This is a genomic window from Streptosporangium heterodermiicola (assembly GCF_051390675.1).
Classification (GTDB): Bacteria; Actinomycetota; Actinomycetes; order Streptosporangiales; family Streptosporangiaceae; genus Streptosporangium.
The window spans coordinates 31,917-52,118 of sequence record NZ_JBPJSR010000027.1; the positions used below are offsets into that span (position 1 = coordinate 31,917).

Here is a 20,202-nt window from a genome sequence, read left to right on the forward strand (position 1 = left end):
AGTGCGAACATCACCCTTCGCCGTCACCGCGCGGTCGACCGGAACATCTCCCGGCGCGATATGCCGGGTGCCCGGCGCCGGAGGAGAAACCCCGTCACGAAACGACCGGGCTGCGGCGCTCGATCAGCACGACGTCGCGCCAGAGGCCGTGGTGACGGCCGATCCGTTCCCGGGTGCCGATCACCCGGAATCCGGCGCGTGCGTGCAGGGCGAGGCTGGCGGTGTTCTCGGGGAAGACGCCGGCCTGGATCGTCCAGATCCCGGCGGCCTCGGTGGAGGCGATCAGGGCCGCGAGCAGCGCGAAGCCGACGCCGCGGCCCCGGGCGGCGGGGTGGACGTAGACCGAGTGCTCCACTACCCCGGCGTAGGCGCACCGGTCGGAGACCGTGGCCGCCGCGACCCAGCCCAGCACCCGGCCACCGTCCCGGTCGACGGCGACGTGGCGGTGGGCGGGCAGCTTGGCCGCCGTGAAGTGCTTCCAGGCCGGGGCGGTGGTCTCGAAGGTGGCCTGGCCCTCGTCGATGCCGAGCCGGTAGATGTCCAGCACCTGGGCGGCGTGCTCGGAAGTCATCGCCGTGACGCGCGGCCCCGAGGCGGGAGTGAGCTCGGTGAGCGGCGCGCGCACACGGGCGTCGATGTCATCGCGGACGGGGTGTACCGGCTCGACGTCCTGGCCGGCCGGCCACCGGTCCTCGTCGCGCCCGCCGGGGCGCGTCACGCCGTCGCCGTGGCGCGTGGTCCCAGGATCGCCGACAGCCGCTCCAGCACGCCGGGGTTGACCCAGTAGTAGACCCAGGTTCCGCGCCGTTCGCAGTCGATCAGCCCGGCGGTGCGCAGCACCTTCAGGTGGTGGCTGATGGTCGGGCCGGTCAGCTCGAAGGCGCCGGTCAGGTCGCACACGCACGCCTCGCCGCCCTCGTGGCAGGCGATCAGCGACAGCAGGCGCAGCCGTACCGGATCGGCGATCGCCTTGAACAGTGGCGCCAGCTCCTCGGCCTCGGCCGCGTTCAGCGGCTCGCACACCAGCGGCGCGCAGCATGCCTGCCCCGTCTGATCGGCCTCGCCGGTCCCGGCCAGGTCCACGATCGGCAACGCTTGTTTTGACATATATCTAAGTTGACAGATCTCTAAGCGACATCGCAAGCTGAGGGCGTCCGCTATCTAGATGTTCATCTAAACAATGGGCGGGGGTGGTGACGGTCACCGTCCCGCCGTCGATCGTGGAGGATCACCATGTCCCGTGTTCAGCTCGCCCTGCGCGTCTCCGACCTGGAGGGCTCGATCGCCTTCTACTCCAGGCTGTTCGGCGTCGAGCCCGCCAAGCGCCGCCCCGGCTACGCCGACTTCGCCATCGCCGAGCCGCCGCTCAAGCTCGTCCTGCTGGAGGGCGAGGAAGGCCACGACACCCGTCTGGACCACCTGGGCGTCGAGGTCGCCGACACCGCACAGGTGGAGGCGGCCACCCGGCGGCTCAAGGACGCCGGGCTGGCCACCTTCGAGGAGAACGACACCTCCTGCTGCTACGCCCTGCAGGACAAGGTGTGGGTGACCGGCCCCGGCGCCGAACCGTGGGAGGTGTACGTCGTCAAGGCCGACGCCGACGTCCTGGGCGAGTCCGCGAGCACCACCCGGGACCCCGCGGCCCCGTGTGCCTGCGGCCCGGGCGCGGAGAGGACCGGCGAGCGGCCCCGGACGGCCGGCGCGGCGGCGAGCGGCGGCTGCTGCTGAGAGACCGGCCACCGGCCGCTCTCGGAGCCGGGCCGCCGACAGCTCGCGGCGGAACCCGCTGACACGCTCGCGGCAGTCGGCAGTCGGCAGTCGGCAGTCGGTAAGCGGTTCGGTGAGGCGGGCCCGGCCGCCCGCTCGCTCGCGCAGGATTCCGCGGAGCGGGCCGTCTAGGCGTCCCGGTGGTTTCCCAGGACGACGACCCGGCGCTCGGCGGCCGAGCGGCGGGCGGCCTCCAGCACGGTGAGGGCCTCGGCGACCTCCTCAGGGGCGACCGGTGGCGGGGCGCCCCGCGCGAGGCACGCCAGCACCGCCCGGTAGAAGCCGGCGTAGGCGCCCGGCTCCGTGGGGACGGCGCGGACGTCGTCGGGGCCGCCTTCCGCGCCGAGGGTGCCCCACCGCTCGGACGGCTCCTCGCCGAAGCCGGGGGAGGCCGGGGTCAGACCGGCGCGCAGCTGCTCCTCCTGCACGTCCAGGCCGTACTTCACATAGCCCGCCCGCGAGCCGAGCACCCGGAAGCGGGGCCCCAGCCGGGGGGTGACCGCGCCGGCCCACAGGTGCGAGCGGGCCCCGCTCGCGTGGGAGAGGGCGATGAAGGTGTCGTCGTCGGCGTTCACCCCGGAGCGGCGCACGTCCGACTCGGCGTAGACGTCGACGGCCGGGCCGAGCAGCCGCAGGGCCTGGTCGACCAGGTGGCTGCCCAGGTCGTACAGCAGCCCGGCGACCTCCTCGGTCCCGCCCGTCTCGCGCCAGCCGCCCTTCGGCACCGGCCGCCAGCGCTCGAAGCGCGACTCGAACCGGGTGACCTCGCCCAGCTCGCCCGCCGCGACCAGGCGCCCGAGCGTGAGGAAGTCGCCGTCCCAGCGCCGGTTCTGGAACACGGTCAGCATCAGGCCGAGATCGCGTGCCAGCCCCGCCAGGCCGCGCGCCTCGGCGGCGGTCGCGGCCAGCGGCTTGTCGACCACGACCGGCAGGCCGGCCTTCAGCGCGGCCTCCGCCAGCGGGACGTGCGTACGGTTGGGGGAGGCGATCACGACCAGGTCGACGGAGTCCCACAGCTCGGCAGCGTCACGGACCGCCCGCGCGCCGTACTTCCCCGACACCTCGGCGGCCCGCTCCGGGTTACCGGTGACCACCGCCGACAGCGTCAGGCCGGGCGTCGCGGAGATCAGCGGGGCGTGGAAGAACGCCCCCGCCACGCCGTACCCGACGAGGCCCACGCGCAGGTCGGTCATCGCGTGCCCAGGGTGTCGTACGCGTGCCCGGTCCTGTCGTACGGACGCCAGGCCCGGAGATCAGTCACCGCGCTGCTCGTCACGTTCGGCCAGGAACGCCTCGAACTGGGCGGCGAGCTCGTCGCCGGTCGGCATCTCCGAGGGCTCCGCCATCAGGCTCTCGCGCTCGGAGCCCGCCGCGAACGCGTCGTACTGCTGCTCCAGGCCGGTGATCGCGGTGGACAGCTCCTGGGAGGCCTGGATCTGCTCGGCGATCTCGGCGTCGGTCTTCTCGGCGGCCTCGCGCAGGCTCTCCAGCGGGAACACCAGGCCGGTGCTCCTGGTCACCGCCTCCAGCGCGGTCACCGCGGCCGACGGGTATTCGGCCTGGGCCAGGTAGTGCGGGACGTGCACGGCGTAGCCGAGGGCGTCGTGCCCCTCGGCGCCGAGCCGGAACTCGATCAGCGACGCCACGCTGCCGGGCACCTGGACCTTGCCGAAGGCGCTGGTCTGGCCGGTGACCAGCTCGGGGCGGCTGGCGTGGCCGGTGACGCCGAGCGGGCGGGTGTGCGGGACGGCCATCGGGATGCCGTGGGTGGTCACCAGCCTGCCGACGTTCAGCCTGGTGGCGAGCGTGCCGACGGCGGCGGTGAACAGCTCCCACTCCCGGTCGGGCTCGGGGCCGCTGAGCAGCAGGAACGGGGTCCCGGTGGTGTCGTGGACCAGGTGCAGCGAGAGCTCGGGGCTCTCCAGGTCCACCCAGTGGTCGGTGTCGAAGGTCATGGTGGGCCGCCGGGAGCGGTAGTCCAGCAGACGGTCGACGTCAAAGGTCGCCACGACCCGGTGCTCCAGCTCGTCGAGCAGGTGGGCGATGGCGAGCCGTCCGGCGCCACCCGCGTCCACGAACCCGTCGAAGTGGTAGAGCAGCACCGGATCGGTCAGCTCAGGGACGTCTCCGCTGAGCCGGTAGAGATCCGTCGGGTCGAACACCGTTTTCCAGCCTTTCGTCGGTCGTCTCTTCAGCTCAACCCGTGGGGGGGCCGCTGAATTCCGCCTACCCTCGGCGATCACACGGCACCCTACCGGGGCACAATGGGTCGCATGCAGTCTGACCCTGAGCTTGAGGAGTTCGCGACCCGTCTGTTCGACCTGGCGAGGGCCGGCGAGACGGAGCGGCTCCGAGCCTACGTCGGAGCGGGGGTCCCGGTCGATCTCACCAACGGCAGGGGAGACACCCTTCTGATGCTCGCCGCCTACCACGGCCACGCCGGCACGGTACGGGCGCTGGCGGAGCTGGGCGCCGACCCCGGCAGGGCCAACGACCGGGGGCAGACGCCGCTGGCGGGCGCGGTGTTCAAGAAGGAACCCGCTGTGATCAGGGCACTTCTGGACGCCGGGGCCGATCCGCACGCCGGGACCCCCTCCGCGGCGGACGCGGCCCGGATGTTCGGCCAGGACGAATACCTGGAATGGTTCGGGCAGTAAGTCAGAAACCACGATATCCAGGTGTTTCCTGACGTATAGGAAAACGGGCGTCCTTCGGCCATCCTTGGGGAGTGGGAACTACTACTGAGCGTAGGTCAGGCCTGTCTCTCCGCATCCCCCCGTTACCCTGTCCCTTCCCCAGCGAGGTCAACCCCCATGTCGAGAGGGTCAACGCCGAGACCCTCGACTGGCTGGTGGATACGGGCATCCTGGAGGACCCGGAAACCGTCGAGCGCTACCGCCAGGCCAAGTACGGCTGGCTGGGAGCCCGCACGTACCCCTATGCCGAACACCACACGCTCCGCCTGGCGACCGACTGGTGCGTGTGGCTGTTCGCCTTCGACGACGCCTTCTGCGAGTCGGGCCGCGGCGCCGGTGAGATGACCCGCGCCCTGCCCCGGCTCTTCACCGTCCTCGACGACCTGGAGGCCGGGCAGGAGGTCGACGACGTCTTCGCCAGGACGCTCCTGGAGATCAAGACCAGGATCTCCACGTACGGCGACGACGACCAGCTCGACCGCTGGCGCACCGTCACGAAGGACTACCTGTTCGCCCAGGTGTGGGAGGCCGCCAACCGCGAGGCGGACGTCGTGCCGAAGGTGGACGACTACATCTTCATGCGGCGGCGCACCGGCGCCATGCTCACCGTCTTCGCCCTCATCGACGTCGCCAGCGGATACAGCCTCACCCCCGAGGAGTGGCGCCACCCCGACGTCAAGGCGATCACCGAGAGCGCCAACGACGTCGTCGTCTGGGACAACGACCTCATCTCGTACGCCAAGGAGAGCGACGGCGCCAACTCCCGCAACAACCTGGTGAGCGTGCTCGCCAGGCACCGTGGCTACTCGCGGCAGCAGGCGATGGAGGCGATCGGCGCCATGCGCAACCGGGCCATCGCCGACATGGTGGCGCTGCGCCCCTCGCTGGAGGCGCTCGGCTCCGAGGCGGTGCTCGCCTACGTGCGCGGCCTGGAGTTCTGGATCAGCGGCAGCGTCGACTACTCGCTGACCAGCTCCCGCTACACGGCCGCCTGGCAGCGGGAGGCGCACACGCCTCCCGCGGGATGACTCACCCCTGGACGACCTGACCGTCCTCGTGGTCTCCGAGCGCGAGGACGATCAGCTCCTCCAGGTTCAGCTTCCTGCCCTGGGCGAAGGCCTTCTCGTGAGCCTCCTCGCCGAGGACCCGCTTGCACTCCTTGACGCAGCGGTCGTGCTCGGAGTTGAAGAAAGGGGAGCCCAGCTGCGGCATCCCGAAGGTCCGCCAGTTGGCCTGGCCGCCGCCCATCAGCCGGGCCGCGAGCGCCGCCTGGCCGTCCTCCAGCGCCTGCTTGGCCACCACCTCGATCGCGAGGCCGATCCCGAGCACGTCGTGGAAGTAACGCTTGAGCCGGAGCGCCTCGCGCGCGTTCGACATGGCCTCGGGGGAGCGGCCCATCGCCTGGCAGACGCTGGCGAGCGCGTAGATGGCGTACGAGCGCAGCCACAACTCGCCGCGCTGGGTGCAGACCGCGATGCAGTCGCGCAGCAGCACCTCGGCCTCGGCCGGTTCGTTCTGGATGAGCAGGACCATGGACAGCTCGACGATCGACGGCAGCAGGCCCGGGTTGAGCTCGCGGCCGCTCTTGTGGAACTCGATCGCCACCCCCAGCAGCGCGCTCGCCTTCTGCAGGTCGTTCTGCAGGAACGCGGCCGTGCCGAGCATCTTGGTGGCGAGGATGACCGCGCCCGAGTCGCCGACCCTGACGGCGTCGGAGCTGCACTGCTCCGCGGCCTCGATGGCGCCGGCGATGTTTCCCTGCGCGCTGTTGATGTACGACAGCACCCACAGCGCCTTGCACCGGTCGGGGCTCGGCTGGCGCGCCAGCTCCAGCGTCTTCTCCAGGTAGAGCCTGCCCTCGCGGGCCAGCCCGCAGGCCACCCACATGAACCACAGGGAGGAGAGCAGCTTCAGCCCCGCCTGCACCTCGCCGGGGGTGCGCAGGCAGTGGTCGAGCGCGACGCGGATGTTGTCGTGCTCGTGGCGCATCCTGACGTACCAGTAGACCTGACGGGCGCCCGACCAGGCGTCCTCGCTCCGCTTGGCCAGCTGCAGGTAGTAGTCGCGGTGCTTCCGCCTGATCCCCGCGGTCTCGCCGAGCTTGTCCAGCCACTCCTCGCCGTACTGCCGCAGGGTGTCGATCAGCCGGTAGCGGTGCCCCGAGGGCGTGCCGTCGCTCAGCAGGATCGACTTCTCCACCAGGCTGGAGATGAGCTCCATGATGTCCTCGGAAGGGAGGCTCTCGCCCGAGCAGACGTAGCGGGCGGCGTCGAGCTCGAAGTCCCCGGCGAAGACCGACAGCCGCGCCCACAGCAGCCGCTCGGCCGGCTCGCACAGCTCGTGGCTCCAGCCGATCGCGGCCCGCAGCGTCTGGTGCCTGGGCAGCGCCGTGCGGCTCGCCCCCGCGAGCAGGCTGAACCGGTCGGCCAGCAGGCCGAGGATCTGCTCCACCGACAGGGCGCGCATCCGGACCGCGGCCAGCTCGATGGCGAGCGGGATGCCGTCGAGGCGGCGGCAGAGCTCGGCCACCGGGCCGATGTTGTGCTCGTCCAGCATGAAGTTGGGGACCACCGCGCTCGCCCGCGCGACGAAGAGCTGCACCGCCTCGTTGCTGAAGACGTCCTCGCCGGGGGAGTCGCCGGGAACGGTCAGCGGCGGGATGGTGACCGTGTGCTCGCCCCTGGCGTTCAGCGACTGGCGGCTGGTCGCCAGGATGGTGAGCCCCCCGGCGTTGCCGAGCAGGTCCTCGAAGAGGGCGCCGCACGCGTCGACCAGGTGCTCGCACGTGTCGATGATCAGGAGGATCTCGCGGTCGCCCAGCCACTCGACCAGCGTCTCGTCCGCCGAGCGGGCGGACTGGTCGGCGATGCCGAGGGCCGAGGTGATCGTGTGGCGGACCATCCCCGAGTCCTGGAGGCGGGCCAGGTCGGCGAACCAGACGCCGTCCTTGAAGTCGGCCCGCATCTGGTGCGCGATCCGCAGGGCGGTGCGGGACTTGCCGACGCCCCCGATGCCGGTCACCGTGACCAGGCGGTGCTCGCCCAGCCGCTGCCGGAGTGTGGTGAGCAACCTGGTGCGCCCCACGAAGCTGGTCAGCTCGTTGGGCAGATTGCCGTCTCGCCGCCATCCTGCTGGCGTTGTCATGGCGCCTCACGGGGGGATAGCCGGAACCTGCCACCGCATCGTACCGTCTGGGCCACCGCCTGTCCCCGGCGTCACAGGGAGCGGGGAAACGGCTTTCCGCACAGGACTTCCCCGCGGGGAACGGGCTTTTCCCCCGAGGGATGGGAGGGGTTCCACCCGGTCTTGGAGGGCGGGAAGGGCTTTTCCCAGGAGCCGGGGACGACCTTCGTCCGGGCGGTTTCGTACGGGAGGCCAGGGGGCTTCGACCGGCAGGCGGGGCGAGGCCTCGTACGGGAGGCCGAGGGGGCCTTTGACCGGGACCTTCGACCGGTACGGGGAGGCGCGGACCGCGAGGGTGGCTAGCATGGAACGCGTGACAGCGCCCGAACCCGATGACCTGCGTCCCGTCGACCTCGCCGACGACGGGCTGCCGATCCTGCCCGACCAGACCGCCGACGACACCGATCTCGGCTGGAGCGAGTGGCGCGAGGCCGACGACGACGCCCGCCTGATCGAGGACCGCCCTCCCCACTGGTGACGCCCCCGCCGGGGTGACACCGCGGGCGGTGTCCCCCGCAGGACCCCGCCGCGGGAAGACCACACGCCGTGGAACCTCGCGGTAGGACCCCGCGCCCTGGGCCCGCCGTGTGGCCTCCCGAGCCCTGAACCCCACCGCAGGACGCCCCGCGCTGTGGGATACCGCCGTAGGACACCTCGCCGGGAGCTCCGGTGCCGGAAGCTCCGATACGGGAGCCTCGATACCGGGAGCCCCGCTAGGAGACCACGTCCTTGACGCGGAAGCGGCGGAAGGCGAACGCGATCAGGATCGCCGAGTAGGTGACGGAGACGGCCACCCCCTTGAGCATGCCGTCGTACTCCGGCTGTGGGGCCAGGGCGTCCAGCCACGCGGTGTTCCAGAACGTCGGCAGGAACTCCCTGAGCCAGCCGAGCGCCTCGACCGCCTGCAGGATGTTGCTGACGATCACCAGGCCGACCGCCCCGCCGACCGCTCCCAGCGGGGAGTCGGTGCTGACGGAGAGCAGGAAGGCCAGGGCCGCGACCACGAACTGGCTGACCAGGGCGTAGCCGATCACCACCCCGAACCGGGGCAGCACGTCCAGGGCGGCGATCGTCTCACCGGTCCCCGGCACCCTGACGTCGTTCCACCCGAACGCGAGGGTCCCGGCCAGCAGGGCCATCACCGGCAGGCAGATCACCGCCGCCGCCGAGTAGCCCATCGCGACGACCAGCTTCTGCCGCAGCAGGCGGTCGCGCGGGATCGGGGCGGCGAGCAGATAGCGCAGCGACGACCAGCTGGCCTCGCTGGCCACGGTGTCGCCGCAGAACAGCGCCACCGCGACGACCAGCAGGAAGCTCGCCGACACCGACAGGGCGAACGCCGCGAAGTTCAGCCCGCCCTCGGTGGCCAGGTCGGAGATGCGCAGCGTGGTGGTCGGCTGCCCGGACCCGGCGCCGACCTTGAAGGCGATCACCAGGATCCACGGCAGCGCGAGCAGCAGGCCGAACATCACCAGCGTGCGGCGCCGCTTGAACTGCCGGACGATCTCCACGGCGAGCGGCAGCGTGCGCCCCGGCGCGTATCCGCGCGCCGAACCGTTCTCCGCGACCCCGTTCTCCGCGACCCCGTTCTCCGCGACCCCGTTCTCCGCGACCCTGCTCTCCGCGCCCCCTTTCTCCGGGGCCCCGCTCTCCGGGACTCGGCCGCTGCGCGCGGGGCCGTCGCCCGTCGCGCCGGTCTTGGTGCCACGGGCACCGTCGGTGTCGCTCACGCCTTCTCTCCGATCAGGTCCAGGAAGACGTCTTCCAGGCGGGTGCCGGAGCCGTTGACCGGGGTGCGGCTGCTCAGCAGCTCGGCCACGGTTCCGGCCGTGACGAGGCGCCCGCGGTGCATGACCACCACGTGACTGCAGGTCTGTTCCACCTCGGCGAGCAGGTGGCTGGAGACGATGACCGTACGGCCTCCCCTGGCGTAGCGGATCAGGACCTCGCGCATCTCGCGGATCTGGGGCGGGTCGAGACCGTTGGTGGGTTCGTCCAGGACGAGCAGGTCGGGCAGGCCGAGCATGGCCTGCGCGATGGCCAGGCGCTGGCGCATGCCCTGCGAGTAGGTGCGGACGGCGCGGTCCAGGGCCTTGCCGAGACCGGCGATCTCCAGGGCCTCGGCGAACCGGGCGTCCTCGGTGGGCCTGCCGGTCGCCTTCCAGTACAGCTCCAGGTTGTCGCGGCCGTTGAGGTGCGGCAGGAAACCCGGGCCCTCGACGAACGAGCCGAGCCTGGACAGGACCGGGGCGCCGGGCGTCACCCGGTGCCCGAAGATCCGCACCTCGCCGCCGTCGGGTTTGATCAGGCCCATCAGCATGCGCAGGGTGGTGGTCTTGCCCGCCCCGTTGGGGCCGAGCAGGCCGAGCACCTGGCCGTGCTCGACGGTGAACGACAGGTCGTTCACCGCGAGCTCGCCGTTCCGGTACGCCTTCGTCAGCCCCTGGATCCGCAGCGGTACGGCGTCCAGCTCCGGGTCGTGCTCGTCGGCGGCGCGGCGGCGTCCGGCGAGCAGCAGGGCCGTCGCGACGGCGAGGGAGAGCAGCGGCAGTGCCCAGATCCACCAGGCGGGGCCGGTCGAGGGGGTGCGCAGGGTGGCGTAGGTGGGTACGCTCACGGCCGGTGCGGCGAGGGCGACCTTGTAGACGGCCGGGGTCGCGGGGGTGCTGTAGCCCAGGTCGGTGGTGGTGAACGCGACGCGCAGCCGGTGCCCGACCTCGAACCTGTGGTCGACGGCCGGCAGGGTCACGGTGGCCTCGCCGGCGCCGCCCTCGGGGATCGCGATCCTGACCGGCGCGACGAGCCCCTCGGGCAGGATCGGCGCCTGCGTCGCGCCCGCGATGTCGTAGAGCTTGGCGAACAGCGTCACCTCGCCCGCCGCCGCTCCCGTCTTGCCGCCGTCCGAGCCGGTGTCCGAGCCGCTGTCCGAGCCGGTGTTCGCGGTGTCACCCGCCGCGGTGTCGCCCGACGCGGGGGACCCGGACGGTTCGGGCGTCACCCGGACCCGTACGGTCGAGCTGCCGGTGACCTGGAGCGGGGCGGTCAGCGGGGCGGAGTCGAAGGTGGCGCTCTGGCCCGCCATGTCGATCGAGAGGTTCGCGGTGGCGCCTCCGCCGAGGCCGCCGAAGCCGGGGACCGCGGAGATCGAGGAGGGGGACCCGCCGGGCGGGTTGGCCACCCGCTGGTCGGGCCCGCTGAGCGGTACGGAGGTCTGGCCGGTGCCGGACAGCCCCGGGTAGCCGCCGGCGACGGCGTGCAGCTGGACCGGGCGCCGGGTGCCGGGGTCGCGCCCGCCGTCGCGGGTGACGGTGAAGGCGCCGCCCCCCTGCCAGGCCCCCGCGTCCCCCTTCAGGTGGCGGTCGAACCAGCCGAGCGTTCTGTCGTGCAGCCAGTCGACCTCGCCGTTGCCGCCGTCGTGGCCGCCGTCGAACCAGGCGACCTCCACCGGGGCGCCGGTGGCGGCGATCGCCTTCGCGTTGGCGTCCGCCTGGCCCAGGGTGAACAGTGAGTCGCGCTGTCCCTGGAGCAGCAGCGTCGGCACCTTGATCCTGCCGGGCACCGAGATCGGGCTGGACCTGCGCAGCGTCTCCACCGCGTCCGCGGTCGCCCGGCCGCTCTCGGCCACCTTCTGGTACATGTCACAGATCTCCGGCAGGAACCGGCCGCACCGGACCTCCTCCGCGGTGAGCGGCCGGGGCTGGACAGGCGGGGACTCGTCCTCGCCCTCCGCGCCCCTGCCGAGGGCGGCGAGACCGGCCGCGCCCGGCGTGGGACCGCCCCGGCTGAAGAACAGCCCGGCCCACATGCGCTTGAACACCCCGCTCTCCGGGCCCTGCCCGGTGGCGTTCGGGAACAGCGCGTCGGCCAGGTCGTACCAGGTGATCTGCGGGACGATCGCGTCGATCCTGGGGTCGTGGGCGGCGGCCATCAGCGAGATGGCCCCGCCGTAGGAGCCGCCCGCGACGCCCACCCGCGGGTCGCCCGCCGCGTCGAGCCGGACCTCGGGCCGCCTGGCGACCCAGTCGACCAGCTGGCGCACGTCCTTGACCTCGTAGTCGGGGGAGTTCAGCGCGATCTGCCCCGAGGAGCGGCCGAAGCCGCGCGCGGACCAGGTCAGCACGGCGTAACCGTCACGCGCCAGCCGTACGGCGGCGTCCCGCACGCTCTGCTTGCTGCCGCCGAAACCGTGCGCGAGCAGCACGGCGGGAGCCCTGCCGCCTCCGGCCGGGGGGAAGAAGCTCGTGTCCAGCGTGACCCGCTGGTCGTCGCCCGGCCCGTCGACCACCGTGATCATCTGGTTCTGGGCCCGTACGTCCGCCTCGGACGGCCACACCAGCCAGGCCGCGACACCGACGACCAGCACGGCGACCACCGCGACCCAGACGGTCCGTTTTCCCCCACGTTGCATGACGAGAGCCTACTGATTGGAGCTGAGAGCCTCCTGAGACCGTTCTCAGGAGCGTTCCCGCCGGTCAACCGCCGATCGGTGGCCGATCGGCCACCGATCGGCCACCGCCGCCGAACGCCAGTGATCGTCCATGGGGAGGAAAGGAGGAGGTGGCCCCGGCGCTCAGGGTTATCCCCGATTGCGGAGCGAGGTAAAGGAGCGGCATCATTTCGACGCGTGAAGCCAGTAGAGAGCCTTCGAAGAAGAGCCACTCCCGTCATCGAGTGGGCTCTGCCGTATTGGACGCGCGGGAAGGCCGGCAGGGAGACCCCGGAGGATCTGTTCAGGCTCCTTTACCTCGGGTGGCTGGTGGCTTTCTCGTTCAAGGTGCTCGGGGCGTCCTGGGACGTCTCCTGGCACTTCAAGTGGCTCCGCGACGACCTCGCCCCGCCGCACCTCCTCAACAGCGTCGGCACCGCCATCGCCCTCGCGCTCACGATCATCCACGTCTACACCGGTTACGGCGTGGACAGGCTCGCGCAGCGCCTCATCACCTGGGGCACGGGCGTCTTCCTGGTCGCGGTCCCGCTGGACCTGATCAACCACCGGGTCAACGGGCTCGACATCACCTCGTGGAGCCCGTCGCACCTGATGCTCTACATCGGCACGCTCTTCATGGTCTGCGGCGTGATCCGGGGCTGGTTCGTCCGGGCGGTCCCGGGGCGGACGCGCACGCTGGTCCTCGGCGGGCTCTTCGTGTTCCTCTTCGAGAACGTCTGGTTCCCGGCCCAGCACCAGGAGTACGGCGTGTACAGCATCGCCGCCTGGGACCGGGGGACACCGGAGGCCGAGCCGATCCTGATCAGGTTCGCCGCCGACCAGATCGGCCTGCCGGTGGACGACAGGGCGGTGGCGCTCCACTTCGCGCTGCCCGTGCCCGACCAGCTCTACCCGCTCTACGCGGTGATGGCCGGCGTCATGGTGGCCGTCTACGCCCGCGCGATGATCGGCCGGATGTTCTCCGCCACCGCCGTGGTCGGCGCCTACGTCGTCTTCCGGGCCCTGATCTGGCCGCTCCTCGCCGTGGCCGACTTCCCGCGCTCGGCGATCCCGGTCTTCGTGATCGCCGGGGCGCTCGCCGTCGACCTGGCGTTCCTGATCAGGATGCCCGTGGTCAGGGCGCTGGCCGGCTCCGCCGCCGCGACCCTCCTCGTCGACCAGGCGCTGCGCCTGCAGCACTCGACGTTCATGGCGCCCCCGCTGGTGCCCCCCACGGCCATGCTGGCCGGGGGGGCCGGGCTCGCCGTCCTGTGGCTCGCCGCCGAATGGTCGTTCGGCCGTCACACGCTGCGGGCTCAGGAGAGGGAGGCGCTGGTCAGCGCGACCGCGACCCCGTAGGCGAGTCCCATCACGGCGATCTCGGCCGCCGCCCACCCGACGACCGCCGTCGCCCGCCGCTCGGCCATGTGCGGCAGCAGGCGGAAGCGGATGTGGGCGGCGAACGGGACCAGCAGCGCCACGCACGCGACCTTGGCCACGACCAGCAGCCCGTACTCGTTGGTCAGCAGGGCCCCCGGCAGCTCCACCCCCGGGGTGAGGGCCATCGTGGCCAGGCCGTTCACCAGGCCCGAGAGGCCGACCACGATCAGCGCCAGGGTCGCGAGCCTGGAGAACGCCGGAAGCACCCGGGCCAGCAGCTCCCGGTCACCGGCGACCAGCAGGACGATCGTGAGCAGGCCGCCGGTCCACGCCGCCGCGCCCATCACGTGCAGCTCCATCGAGATCATGATGGGGTCGTGCCAGACCGAGTCGACCGCGTGGCCGGTGACCGGGATCGGCAGCAGCCCGAAGAAGGCGATCACGATCCGCAGCTCGGCCGGGACCTTCTCGCCGTACCGCACGGCGAGCAGCCCGATCCCGGCGTAGGACAGCGCGCAGGCGGCGCTGAAGAGCATGCCCTGCCCGGCGCCGACGCCGTCGACGTACTCGGCGATCATCCCGGGGGTGGGGACCAGCCCGGGGTTCAGCTCGGCCGTCTGGAACACGATGACGACCAGCGCCAGCAGCGCCCACGCCCACGCGAAGGTCACGGCCATCGGCCGGGCCCGGCGCATCACCGGCTCGGTGCGCTCCGGGTCGTCGAACCCGAGCAGCTTCGGCAGCAGGCTGAGCCCGACCACCGCCACCGCCGCCAGGTCGAGCAGCACCCGCAGCACCGGCAGCCCGTACTCCACCAGTGGCCCGGGGATGGCGATCCCCGGCACCGCCTCCTGGCGGGAGAGCGCCGTCGCGACCAGCACGGCCACCAGGGCCGCGGACACGAACCCGCCGATCACCAGTCTCCTGGCGGTGCCCGCCTCGGCGGCCCGCTCGGCGGTCACGGTCATCCCGTGCCTCCCTGCTCCCTCGTACGGCGCATCGCCACGACGGTCGCCCCGCCCAGCAGGACGATGGAGCCCGCGATCCACAGCACGGCCATCCCGGCCCCGCCGTTCTGCGCGGCCTCGGCGGCCTGGGCGCCCAGGTCGGGTGCCTGCGGCGCGGCGGCGGAGGCCACGGGGGCGGACGTGGCGGGCGCCTGTGCGGAGCCGCCCTGGCCGGGGGCGGTCAGGGTGAAGGTGATCTTGCTGGAGACCGGGTGGCCGTCGGAGGAGAGGATCCGGTAGCCCACCGCGTACACCCCGGCGGGGCCGAGGGGCTTCACGCCGATGCTGACCTTCGCCCTGTCGACGGTGGTCTTCCCGTCCTCCCACCGCGTGCCGTCCGGGCCGATCACGCTGATCTGCGCGAAGCCCTGCCGGACGGGCTGGTCGAAGGTGAGTGTGATCCTCTCGGGGCCGGTGGCCAGCTCCGTACCGTCCCTGGGGTCGCTGCTGATCAGCACGTTGTGGGCCTGCGCCGGGGCGACCGCGCCGAGCAGCGCGGCGGACGCGAGCAGCAGGACCGTGAGTAGCCGCCTCACCGGTCGTGGCCTTCCTTTGGGGTCGTCATGACGAATGACATGCTCCCACCCCGGCCTCCCGCCCGGGAATCGCGCTCGCGAGAGGCCGTCCGCGCCTCGCCCGGTCCGGCGCTCCGCGCGGTGAAGCCCGGGGGGCCGGGAGGCCGGGGAAGTGAAGTCGATGACTAAGAGGATGACAAACATTCAAAAAATGAAGAATAAGACGATTTATCCGATAAAAGCCCTCGAAGGATAGTTTGTTTGTGTTTATCGGGCTGGAAAACAACCGCGAAACCTTGACGAATTTGGCGCGTGATCCTTAGCCTCGCTTCGGGCGACGCCACCGACTCGCCGCGCTCGCGCGTGGCGGAGAAGTCGCGGCGGAGAAGTCACCGCGCCCTCGCGCGGTGTGCGGGCGGGCGTGTGGTCGGGACACGTCGTACCCGGGCATCCGCGTCTCGCGGCACCGGAGCCGTTCCGCGCCGCGTACGTCCTCGACGTCGTCGGATTCGCACGTCCCCCCAGGGCCGCGCCGATCCGGCCGGTGTCATGGGATCACCCGTCCGGGCGATCCCTCTCAGCCGTAAGGGAACGCGCCCGGGTTCCCCTCCCGACAGTACGGAGGCGTCGTGACGCGAACCGGCCTCACCGGCCTCTCACCGGCCGGGAGAAGTCAGCACAAGCAGCCGCGGGGCCCGTTCGAGGCCACCGCGACGGGCCGGACGGAAGGCACCTGAGATGTCGCTGGTACACGGCTGGGAACGGGCGTCCCGCGAGGGCGTCGCCGAAGAGAGCGCGGGAGAGAGCGGCGGAGAGATCGGCCGGACCCGATGACGGCCGGTCCCGCGCGGGTCGGCGCGGCGTCCGTGGAGTTCGCCGGGGCGCGGGGCGGCGAGTCGCCGCTCAGCTGGGGCCAGCTGGCCATCTGGCGGCTCACCCGGTGGCTGGACGACGACGACCCGTACTTCAACATGCCCTGGGTGCTGCCCGTCTACGGCAGGCGCGACCTCGACACCGTCCTGCGGGCACTGCGCGTGCTCGTCGAGCGGCACGAGACGCTGCGGACGACGTACGAGGAGACGCCCGGCGGGCTGGTCCAGCGCGTGGCGCGCGAGGGCCGGTTCGCCGTCGAGGTGTACGACGCGGGGGAGGCCAGGCCGCTCGCCGCCGCGAGGGAGCTCTCCGTCCGGCTGGCCGCCACCGCGTTCGACTACGCGGCCGACCTGCCGTTCCGCTGCGCCGTCGTGACCGTCGACGGCCGTCCGAGGACGGTGGCCCTCACCCTGTCCCACCTGGCCGTGGACGGCGGGAGCCTGGAGGTGCTGGCGCGCGACTGGCGGGACCTGCTCGCCGGTGCCGAGATGGCCGCCCCCGCCTGGCAGCCGATGGACCAGGCCGCCTTCGAGCGCGAGGGGGCGGGCGCCGCCCGCGGCGAGCGGACGCTGCGCCACTGGCGCGCGATCCTGGAACGGGCGCCGCTGAGCATGTTCGACTTCCCCCGTACGACGCCGGAGGAGCCGAGGTTCGTCAAGGTCGGCATGGAGTCGGCCGCCACCGCGGCGGCGGCCGAGGCGCTGGCGGCGCGCTGGGCGGTCAGCACGGCCAGCGTGCTGACCGCGGCGAGCGCGGTGCTGCTGAGCGCGCTCACCGGCCACCGGGAGATGGTCATGCAGCTCGTCGCGGCCAACCGGCACGACCCCCGGGTCGCCGCCATGGCGGGCAGCGCCGTACAGGACGGGATCTTCGTCTTCGACCTGCCGGACGGTACGTTCGCCGACGCCGCCCGCGCCGCTCACCGGCAGGCGCTGACCGCCTACCGGAACGCGCACTACGACCCGTACCGGATGATGGCGCTGCGCGAGGAGATCGGCCGCGGGCGCGGGCGGCCCGTGGACCTGTCGGCCTACTTCAACGACACGAGGACCGTCGGCCACTGGCCCCACCTGCCCGCCGTCGAGCCCGCGGGCGACCCCGCCGCGATCGCCGCGCTCACCGGGCGGACCAGGACCTTCCACGTCGGATCCTGGGCCGAGGTGGACGCCACGGCCCTGTTCGCCACCGGCACCGCCACCGACACCTGCGAGCTGTACCTGATGGCCGACACCGCCTACCTGCCGCGTCCCACGGCCTACGCGCTGCTGCGCGGGCTGGAGACCCTGCTGGTCGCCTCGGTGGCCGGGGACGTCCCGCTCGGCGAGGTCGCCGGGCTGTGCGGCATCGTCCCGGTCGAGCGCCCCGCCGCCCGGCCGGACCCCGAGCCCGCCGGTGCGCCCGGGGCGCCGGGGCGGAGAGAGGTGGCCGGTGACCATGTCTGACCCGCGGGCGGCGCTCGCCGAGCCGACACGCAGGGTGGGGCCCTGGTGGGTGGCCGGCATCTCGCTGGCCAACCTGGCGCTCTGGATGGCCTACTTCGGGCCGCTCCAGGTGCTGCTGCCCTCTCAGGTGGCGTCGATCGACCCGGTGGGCAAGGAGGGGTCGCTGGCGCTGGTGACCGGGGTGGGGGCCGCCGTCGCGATGCTGTTCAACCCGGTCGCCGGGGCGTTGTCCGACCGTACGGCCGGACGGTTCGGGCGCAGGCACCCGTGGTCGCTGGGCGGTGCGCTGGTCGGCGCCGGGGCACTGGTCCTGCTGGCGGGCCAGGGCTCGATCCTCGGCGTGGCGGCCGGATGGTGTCTCGCGCAGGCCGGGCTCAACGCGATGCAGGCCGCGCTCAGCGCGGGGGTGCCCGACCACGTCCCGGTCGGCCAGCGGGGTGAGGTCTCGGGCTGGATCGGGATTCCCCAGTCGCTCGGGGTGGTGCTCGCCGTGGTCCTGGTCACCATGGTCGCCGCCACCACCGAATCCGGATATTTCTTGATAGCGGTGCTGATTCCGCTCTGCGTGCTCCCGTTCGTCCTCACCACCCACGACCCCCGCCTGGTGACCAGGCCGCCCTTCGAGCTCCGGGCCTTCCTGAGGGGGTTCTGGATCAGCCCCCGCAGCCACCCCGACTTCTTCTGGGCCTGGCTGACGCGCTTCCTGATGCAGCTGGGCAACGCCGTCGCCACGCTCTACCTGCTGTACTTCCTCACCGACGCGGTCGGCTACGAGCGGATCTTCCCCGGGGAGAAGGCCGAGGACGGCCTGCTCGTGCTGATCCTGATCTACACCGCGACCGTCGTGCTCACCACCGTCGTCGCGGGTGTCGTCTCCGACAGGATCGGCCGCCGCAGGGCGCTCGTCACGGTCTCCGGCCTGATCAGCGTGGTCCCCGCGGTGATGCTCGCGTTCTGGCCGCAGTGGCCGGTGGCGACGGTCGGCGCCGCGATCATGGGCGTCGGCTTCGGCATCTACCTCTCGGTCGACAACGCCCTGGTCACCCAGGTACTGCCCGCCGCCGAGGGACGCGCGAAGGACCTCGGCGTCATCAACATCGCCAACTCCGGCCCCCAGGTGCTCGGCCCCGTCATCGCCGGTCCCATCGTGGCCGGTCTCGGCGGTTACCCCGTCCTCTACCTGACCTCGGCCGTCCTCGTCCTCCTGGGCGCCGTCCTCGTCTGGAGGATCCGCTCGGTCCCCTGAGCACCGGCCCCCGACCCTGGGTGTCCTCACCACACGGAAGGGCCGGAGGAAAGGCCGGTGAAGGTATGAGGTCCCTCTTGCCGGTGTGGCGTCCTTCACTCAGGGTTGTATCCATGCCACTCCCGATCCGGTCGGTGACCGTTCGGTCGCTGCGGGTGATGGAACCCTTCGGGTATGGCAGTGGTAGCTCCCCGGCCCGTCCTGGGAATCGTGCTCCTGATCTTCGTCAGCGCCGCATGGGGATCGGCTTTCCCGCTGATGAAGGACCTCATCGTCCGCATGCCCGTGGCGGACCTTCTCACCGAGAGGTACGGCATCGCCACACTCGTACTGCTCGCTCTCCGCCCGGGAAGCCTGCGGGGGCTGTCGGAGAGCACCTGGCTGACCGGCATCCTGCTCGGCCTGCTGTTCGGCGTGGGCCAGACGGCCCAGGCGGTCTCGCTGCACGATCTGCCCTCGTCGGTCTCGGGGTTCACGGTCGGCTCGTACGTGGTGATCACCCCGGTCCTCGGGCTGTTGCTGCTCGGGGCCAGGACCCCGGCCCGCGTCTGGGCCGCGGTGGTGCTGGCCATGGCCGCGATGACCGCGTTCACCCTGATGCGAGACTCGGAGGGGGACGTCGCCATGCCCGCGCTGGCCGCCACCCTGCTGTCGGCGGTCCTGTACGCGGCCCACACGCTGGTGCTCGGCAACTCCGCCGAGGCGCGGCAGAACGCCTACGCCGTCACGGTGATCCAGCTCGGCACCATCGCCGTCATGACGGGGGTCCTCGCCGCGCCCGACGGCCTCACCCTGCCCTCCGCGCCGGGTGACTGGGCGATCCTCGGCCACCTGTCGATCGTGGCCTGCGCCCTGGGGTTCCTGGCCCGCTCCTGGGGGCAGGTCCACGTCCCGGCGGTGCCCGCCGCGGTGATCCTGTCGGCCCAGCCGCTCTGGGTGACCGCCCTCGCCGTGGCGTTGTACGGGGAGCCGCTCACCACCGGCGTGTACCTGGGCGGGGGGCTGATCGCCCTCGCCATGCTCCTGGTCGTGCTGCCCAAGGGGCTGTTCAGCTCAGGTCGGCGGGGGAGAGACCCAGTTCCGCCGCCGCGGCCGTCCGGATGAACTCGGTCATCCGCGCCCGCGAGAGCACCCGCCGGTGCACCGTCACCTGCGTGGACAGGCCGTCGATGAGGGACATGACCCGCCAGGTCGCGCCCTCGGGGTCCGCGCAGGTGAAGATCCCCGCCGCCACTCCGTCGTCGACGATCGCGCGGAGGGCGGCCTTCCACCGCAGGTCGATCCTGCGGGACATCTCCTCAAGCTCGGCGTTGCGCATCGACTCCGCCCAGGCGTCGATCCACAGGGCCCACGACTTGGACTTCCCGCTGGGCGGATAGAACCTGAGCAGGGCGCGCAGCCGGTCGAGGGGGGAGCCGCCCGACTCCTCCACCTTGACGAGCGCGTCCAGGTCGAGCTGGGCGGCGTAGGAGAAGGCCTGGGCGAACAGCTTCTCCTTGGTCTCGAAATGGTAGAAGAGCAGCGCCTGGCTGACACCGGCCGCCTGGGCGATGTCCGCGGTCCGCGTGTGACCGAACCCCTGGGCCGCGATGACGTCGCACGCGGTCCGGAGCAGATCTTCACGACGTAATCGCCCAAATCCCCTTGCCACAAGGGAACACTAGCGG

The 20,202-nt window shown here is 72.0% G+C and carries 18 protein-coding genes; 8 read left to right on the top strand and 10 right to left on the bottom strand.

All coding sequences use genetic code 11. The features are described from left to right. Positions 1-94 precede the first annotated feature (94 nt). Both ACSC1Q_RS37270 and ACSC1Q_RS37275 read right to left on the bottom strand, forming a co-directional pair. Positions 95-718, bottom strand: coding sequence for a GNAT family N-acetyltransferase (locus ACSC1Q_RS37270; RefSeq protein ID WP_436763434.1), 624 nt, complete (start codon positions 716-718; stop codon positions 95-97). Further along, positions 715-1,107: a metalloregulator ArsR/SmtB family transcription factor gene (locus ACSC1Q_RS37275; protein ID WP_436763435.1), complete on the bottom strand. Its 393-nt coding sequence runs from the start codon at positions 1,105-1,107 to the stop codon at positions 715-717. Before ACSC1Q_RS37275 ends, ACSC1Q_RS37270 begins: the two co-directional genes overlap by 4 nt. 126 nt (positions 1,108-1,233) lie before the next feature. Here ACSC1Q_RS37275 and ACSC1Q_RS37280 point away from each other — a divergent pair, with 126 nt between their 5' ends. Then, a complete protein-coding gene (locus ACSC1Q_RS37280) occupies positions 1,234-1,728 on the top strand; it encodes an ArsI/CadI family heavy metal resistance metalloenzyme (protein WP_436763436.1) in 495 nt (164 codons plus the stop codon). 167 nt (positions 1,729-1,895) lie between these two features. Here the strand turns inward: ACSC1Q_RS37280 and ACSC1Q_RS37285 are convergent, their stop codons facing one another. Beyond that, positions 1,896-2,960 carry a Gfo/Idh/MocA family oxidoreductase gene (locus tag ACSC1Q_RS37285; RefSeq protein WP_436763437.1) on the bottom strand — a complete coding sequence of 355 codons (1,065 nt, stop codon included), beginning with the start codon at positions 2,958-2,960 and terminating at the stop codon, positions 1,896-1,898. Positions 2,961-3,020: 60 nt separating this feature from the next. Continuing rightward, a complete protein-coding gene (locus tag ACSC1Q_RS37290; protein WP_436763438.1) occupies positions 3,021-3,929 on the bottom strand; it encodes a proteasome assembly chaperone family protein in 909 nt (302 codons plus the stop codon). Positions 3,930-4,031: 102 nt separating this feature from the next. Here ACSC1Q_RS37290 and ACSC1Q_RS37295 point away from each other — a divergent pair, with 102 nt between their 5' ends. Next, the gene (locus tag ACSC1Q_RS37295) at positions 4,032-4,424 is read left to right on the top strand and encodes an ankyrin repeat domain-containing protein (RefSeq protein WP_436763439.1); all 393 of its coding nucleotides are present in this window, start codon (positions 4,032-4,034) and stop codon (positions 4,422-4,424) included. A 71-nt stretch (positions 4,425-4,495) separates the two neighbouring features. Continuing rightward, complete coding sequence (locus ACSC1Q_RS37300; protein ID WP_436763440.1) at positions 4,496-5,491, top strand: 4-epi-cubebol synthase; 996 nt, start codon at positions 4,496-4,498, stop codon at positions 5,489-5,491. Between the two features lies 1 nt (position 5,492). Here the strand turns inward: ACSC1Q_RS37300 and ACSC1Q_RS37305 are convergent, their stop codons facing one another. Beyond that, positions 5,493-7,607 (bottom strand): ATP-binding protein, encoded by a 2,115-nt coding sequence (locus ACSC1Q_RS37305; RefSeq protein ID WP_436763441.1) that lies wholly within the window; start codon positions 7,605-7,607, stop codon positions 5,493-5,495. 352 nt (positions 7,608-7,959) lie between these two features. Here ACSC1Q_RS37305 and ACSC1Q_RS37310 point away from each other — a divergent pair, with 352 nt between their 5' ends. Next, positions 7,960-8,124: a hypothetical protein gene (locus ACSC1Q_RS37310; RefSeq protein WP_436763442.1), complete on the top strand. Its 165-nt coding sequence runs from the start codon at positions 7,960-7,962 to the stop codon at positions 8,122-8,124. A gap of 235 nt (positions 8,125-8,359) precedes the next feature. Here ACSC1Q_RS37310 and ACSC1Q_RS37315 read toward each other — a convergent pair whose 3' ends face one another. Together ACSC1Q_RS37315 and ACSC1Q_RS37320 are read right to left on the bottom strand one after the other, a co-directional pair. After that, positions 8,360-9,376 carry an ABC transporter permease gene (locus tag ACSC1Q_RS37315; protein ID WP_436763443.1) on the bottom strand — a complete coding sequence of 339 codons (1,017 nt, stop codon included), beginning with the start codon at positions 9,374-9,376 and terminating at the stop codon, positions 8,360-8,362. Then, positions 9,373-12,054, bottom strand: a complete 2,682-nt coding sequence (locus tag ACSC1Q_RS37320; RefSeq protein WP_436763444.1) for a CocE/NonD family hydrolase — start codon at positions 12,052-12,054, stop codon at positions 9,373-9,375. Before ACSC1Q_RS37320 ends, ACSC1Q_RS37315 begins: the two co-directional genes overlap by 4 nt. A gap of 348 nt (positions 12,055-12,402) precedes the next feature. On the opposite strand from ACSC1Q_RS37320, the gene ACSC1Q_RS37325 reads away from it, so the two are divergent. After that, entirely contained in the window at positions 12,403-13,431 is a 1,029-nt protein-coding gene (locus tag ACSC1Q_RS37325) for a hypothetical protein (RefSeq protein WP_436763445.1), read from the top strand. On the opposite strand, the gene ACSC1Q_RS37330 is transcribed toward ACSC1Q_RS37325, so the two are convergent. Both ACSC1Q_RS37330 and ACSC1Q_RS37335 read right to left on the bottom strand, forming a co-directional pair. Further along, positions 13,389-14,420: a copper resistance D family protein gene (locus ACSC1Q_RS37330; RefSeq protein ID WP_436763446.1), complete on the bottom strand. Its 1,032-nt coding sequence runs from the start codon at positions 14,418-14,420 to the stop codon at positions 13,389-13,391. The two genes, ACSC1Q_RS37325 and ACSC1Q_RS37330, sit on opposite strands and share 43 nt — an antisense overlap. Then, complete coding sequence (locus tag ACSC1Q_RS37335) at positions 14,417-14,995, bottom strand: copper resistance CopC family protein (protein ID WP_436763447.1); 579 nt, start codon at positions 14,993-14,995, stop codon at positions 14,417-14,419. Before ACSC1Q_RS37335 ends, ACSC1Q_RS37330 begins: the two co-directional genes overlap by 4 nt. A gap of 809 nt (positions 14,996-15,804) precedes the next feature. Between ACSC1Q_RS37335 and ACSC1Q_RS37340 the strand changes: the two genes are divergently transcribed. The 3 genes from ACSC1Q_RS37340 (at position 15,805) to ACSC1Q_RS37350 (ending at position 19,639) form a co-directional block, all read left to right on the top strand. Continuing rightward, positions 15,805-17,289 carry a condensation domain-containing protein gene (locus ACSC1Q_RS37340; RefSeq protein WP_436763448.1) on the top strand — a complete coding sequence of 495 codons (1,485 nt, stop codon included), beginning with the start codon at positions 15,805-15,807 and terminating at the stop codon, positions 17,287-17,289. Next, a complete protein-coding gene (locus ACSC1Q_RS37345) occupies positions 17,282-18,535 on the top strand; it encodes an MFS transporter (RefSeq protein ID WP_436763449.1) in 1,254 nt (417 codons plus the stop codon). The genes ACSC1Q_RS37340 and ACSC1Q_RS37345 overlap by 8 nt, the downstream gene beginning before the upstream one ends. 174 nt (positions 18,536-18,709) lie before the next feature. Next, positions 18,710-19,639 carry a DMT family transporter gene (locus ACSC1Q_RS37350; protein ID WP_436763450.1) on the top strand — a complete coding sequence of 310 codons (930 nt, stop codon included), beginning with the start codon at positions 18,710-18,712 and terminating at the stop codon, positions 19,637-19,639. Here the strand turns inward: ACSC1Q_RS37350 and ACSC1Q_RS37355 are convergent. Continuing rightward, positions 19,584-20,186 (bottom strand): TetR/AcrR family transcriptional regulator, encoded by a 603-nt coding sequence (locus ACSC1Q_RS37355; RefSeq protein ID WP_436763451.1) that lies wholly within the window; start codon positions 20,184-20,186, stop codon positions 19,584-19,586. The genes ACSC1Q_RS37350 and ACSC1Q_RS37355 overlap by 56 nt on opposite strands. Positions 20,187-20,202: the final 16 nt, after the last annotated feature.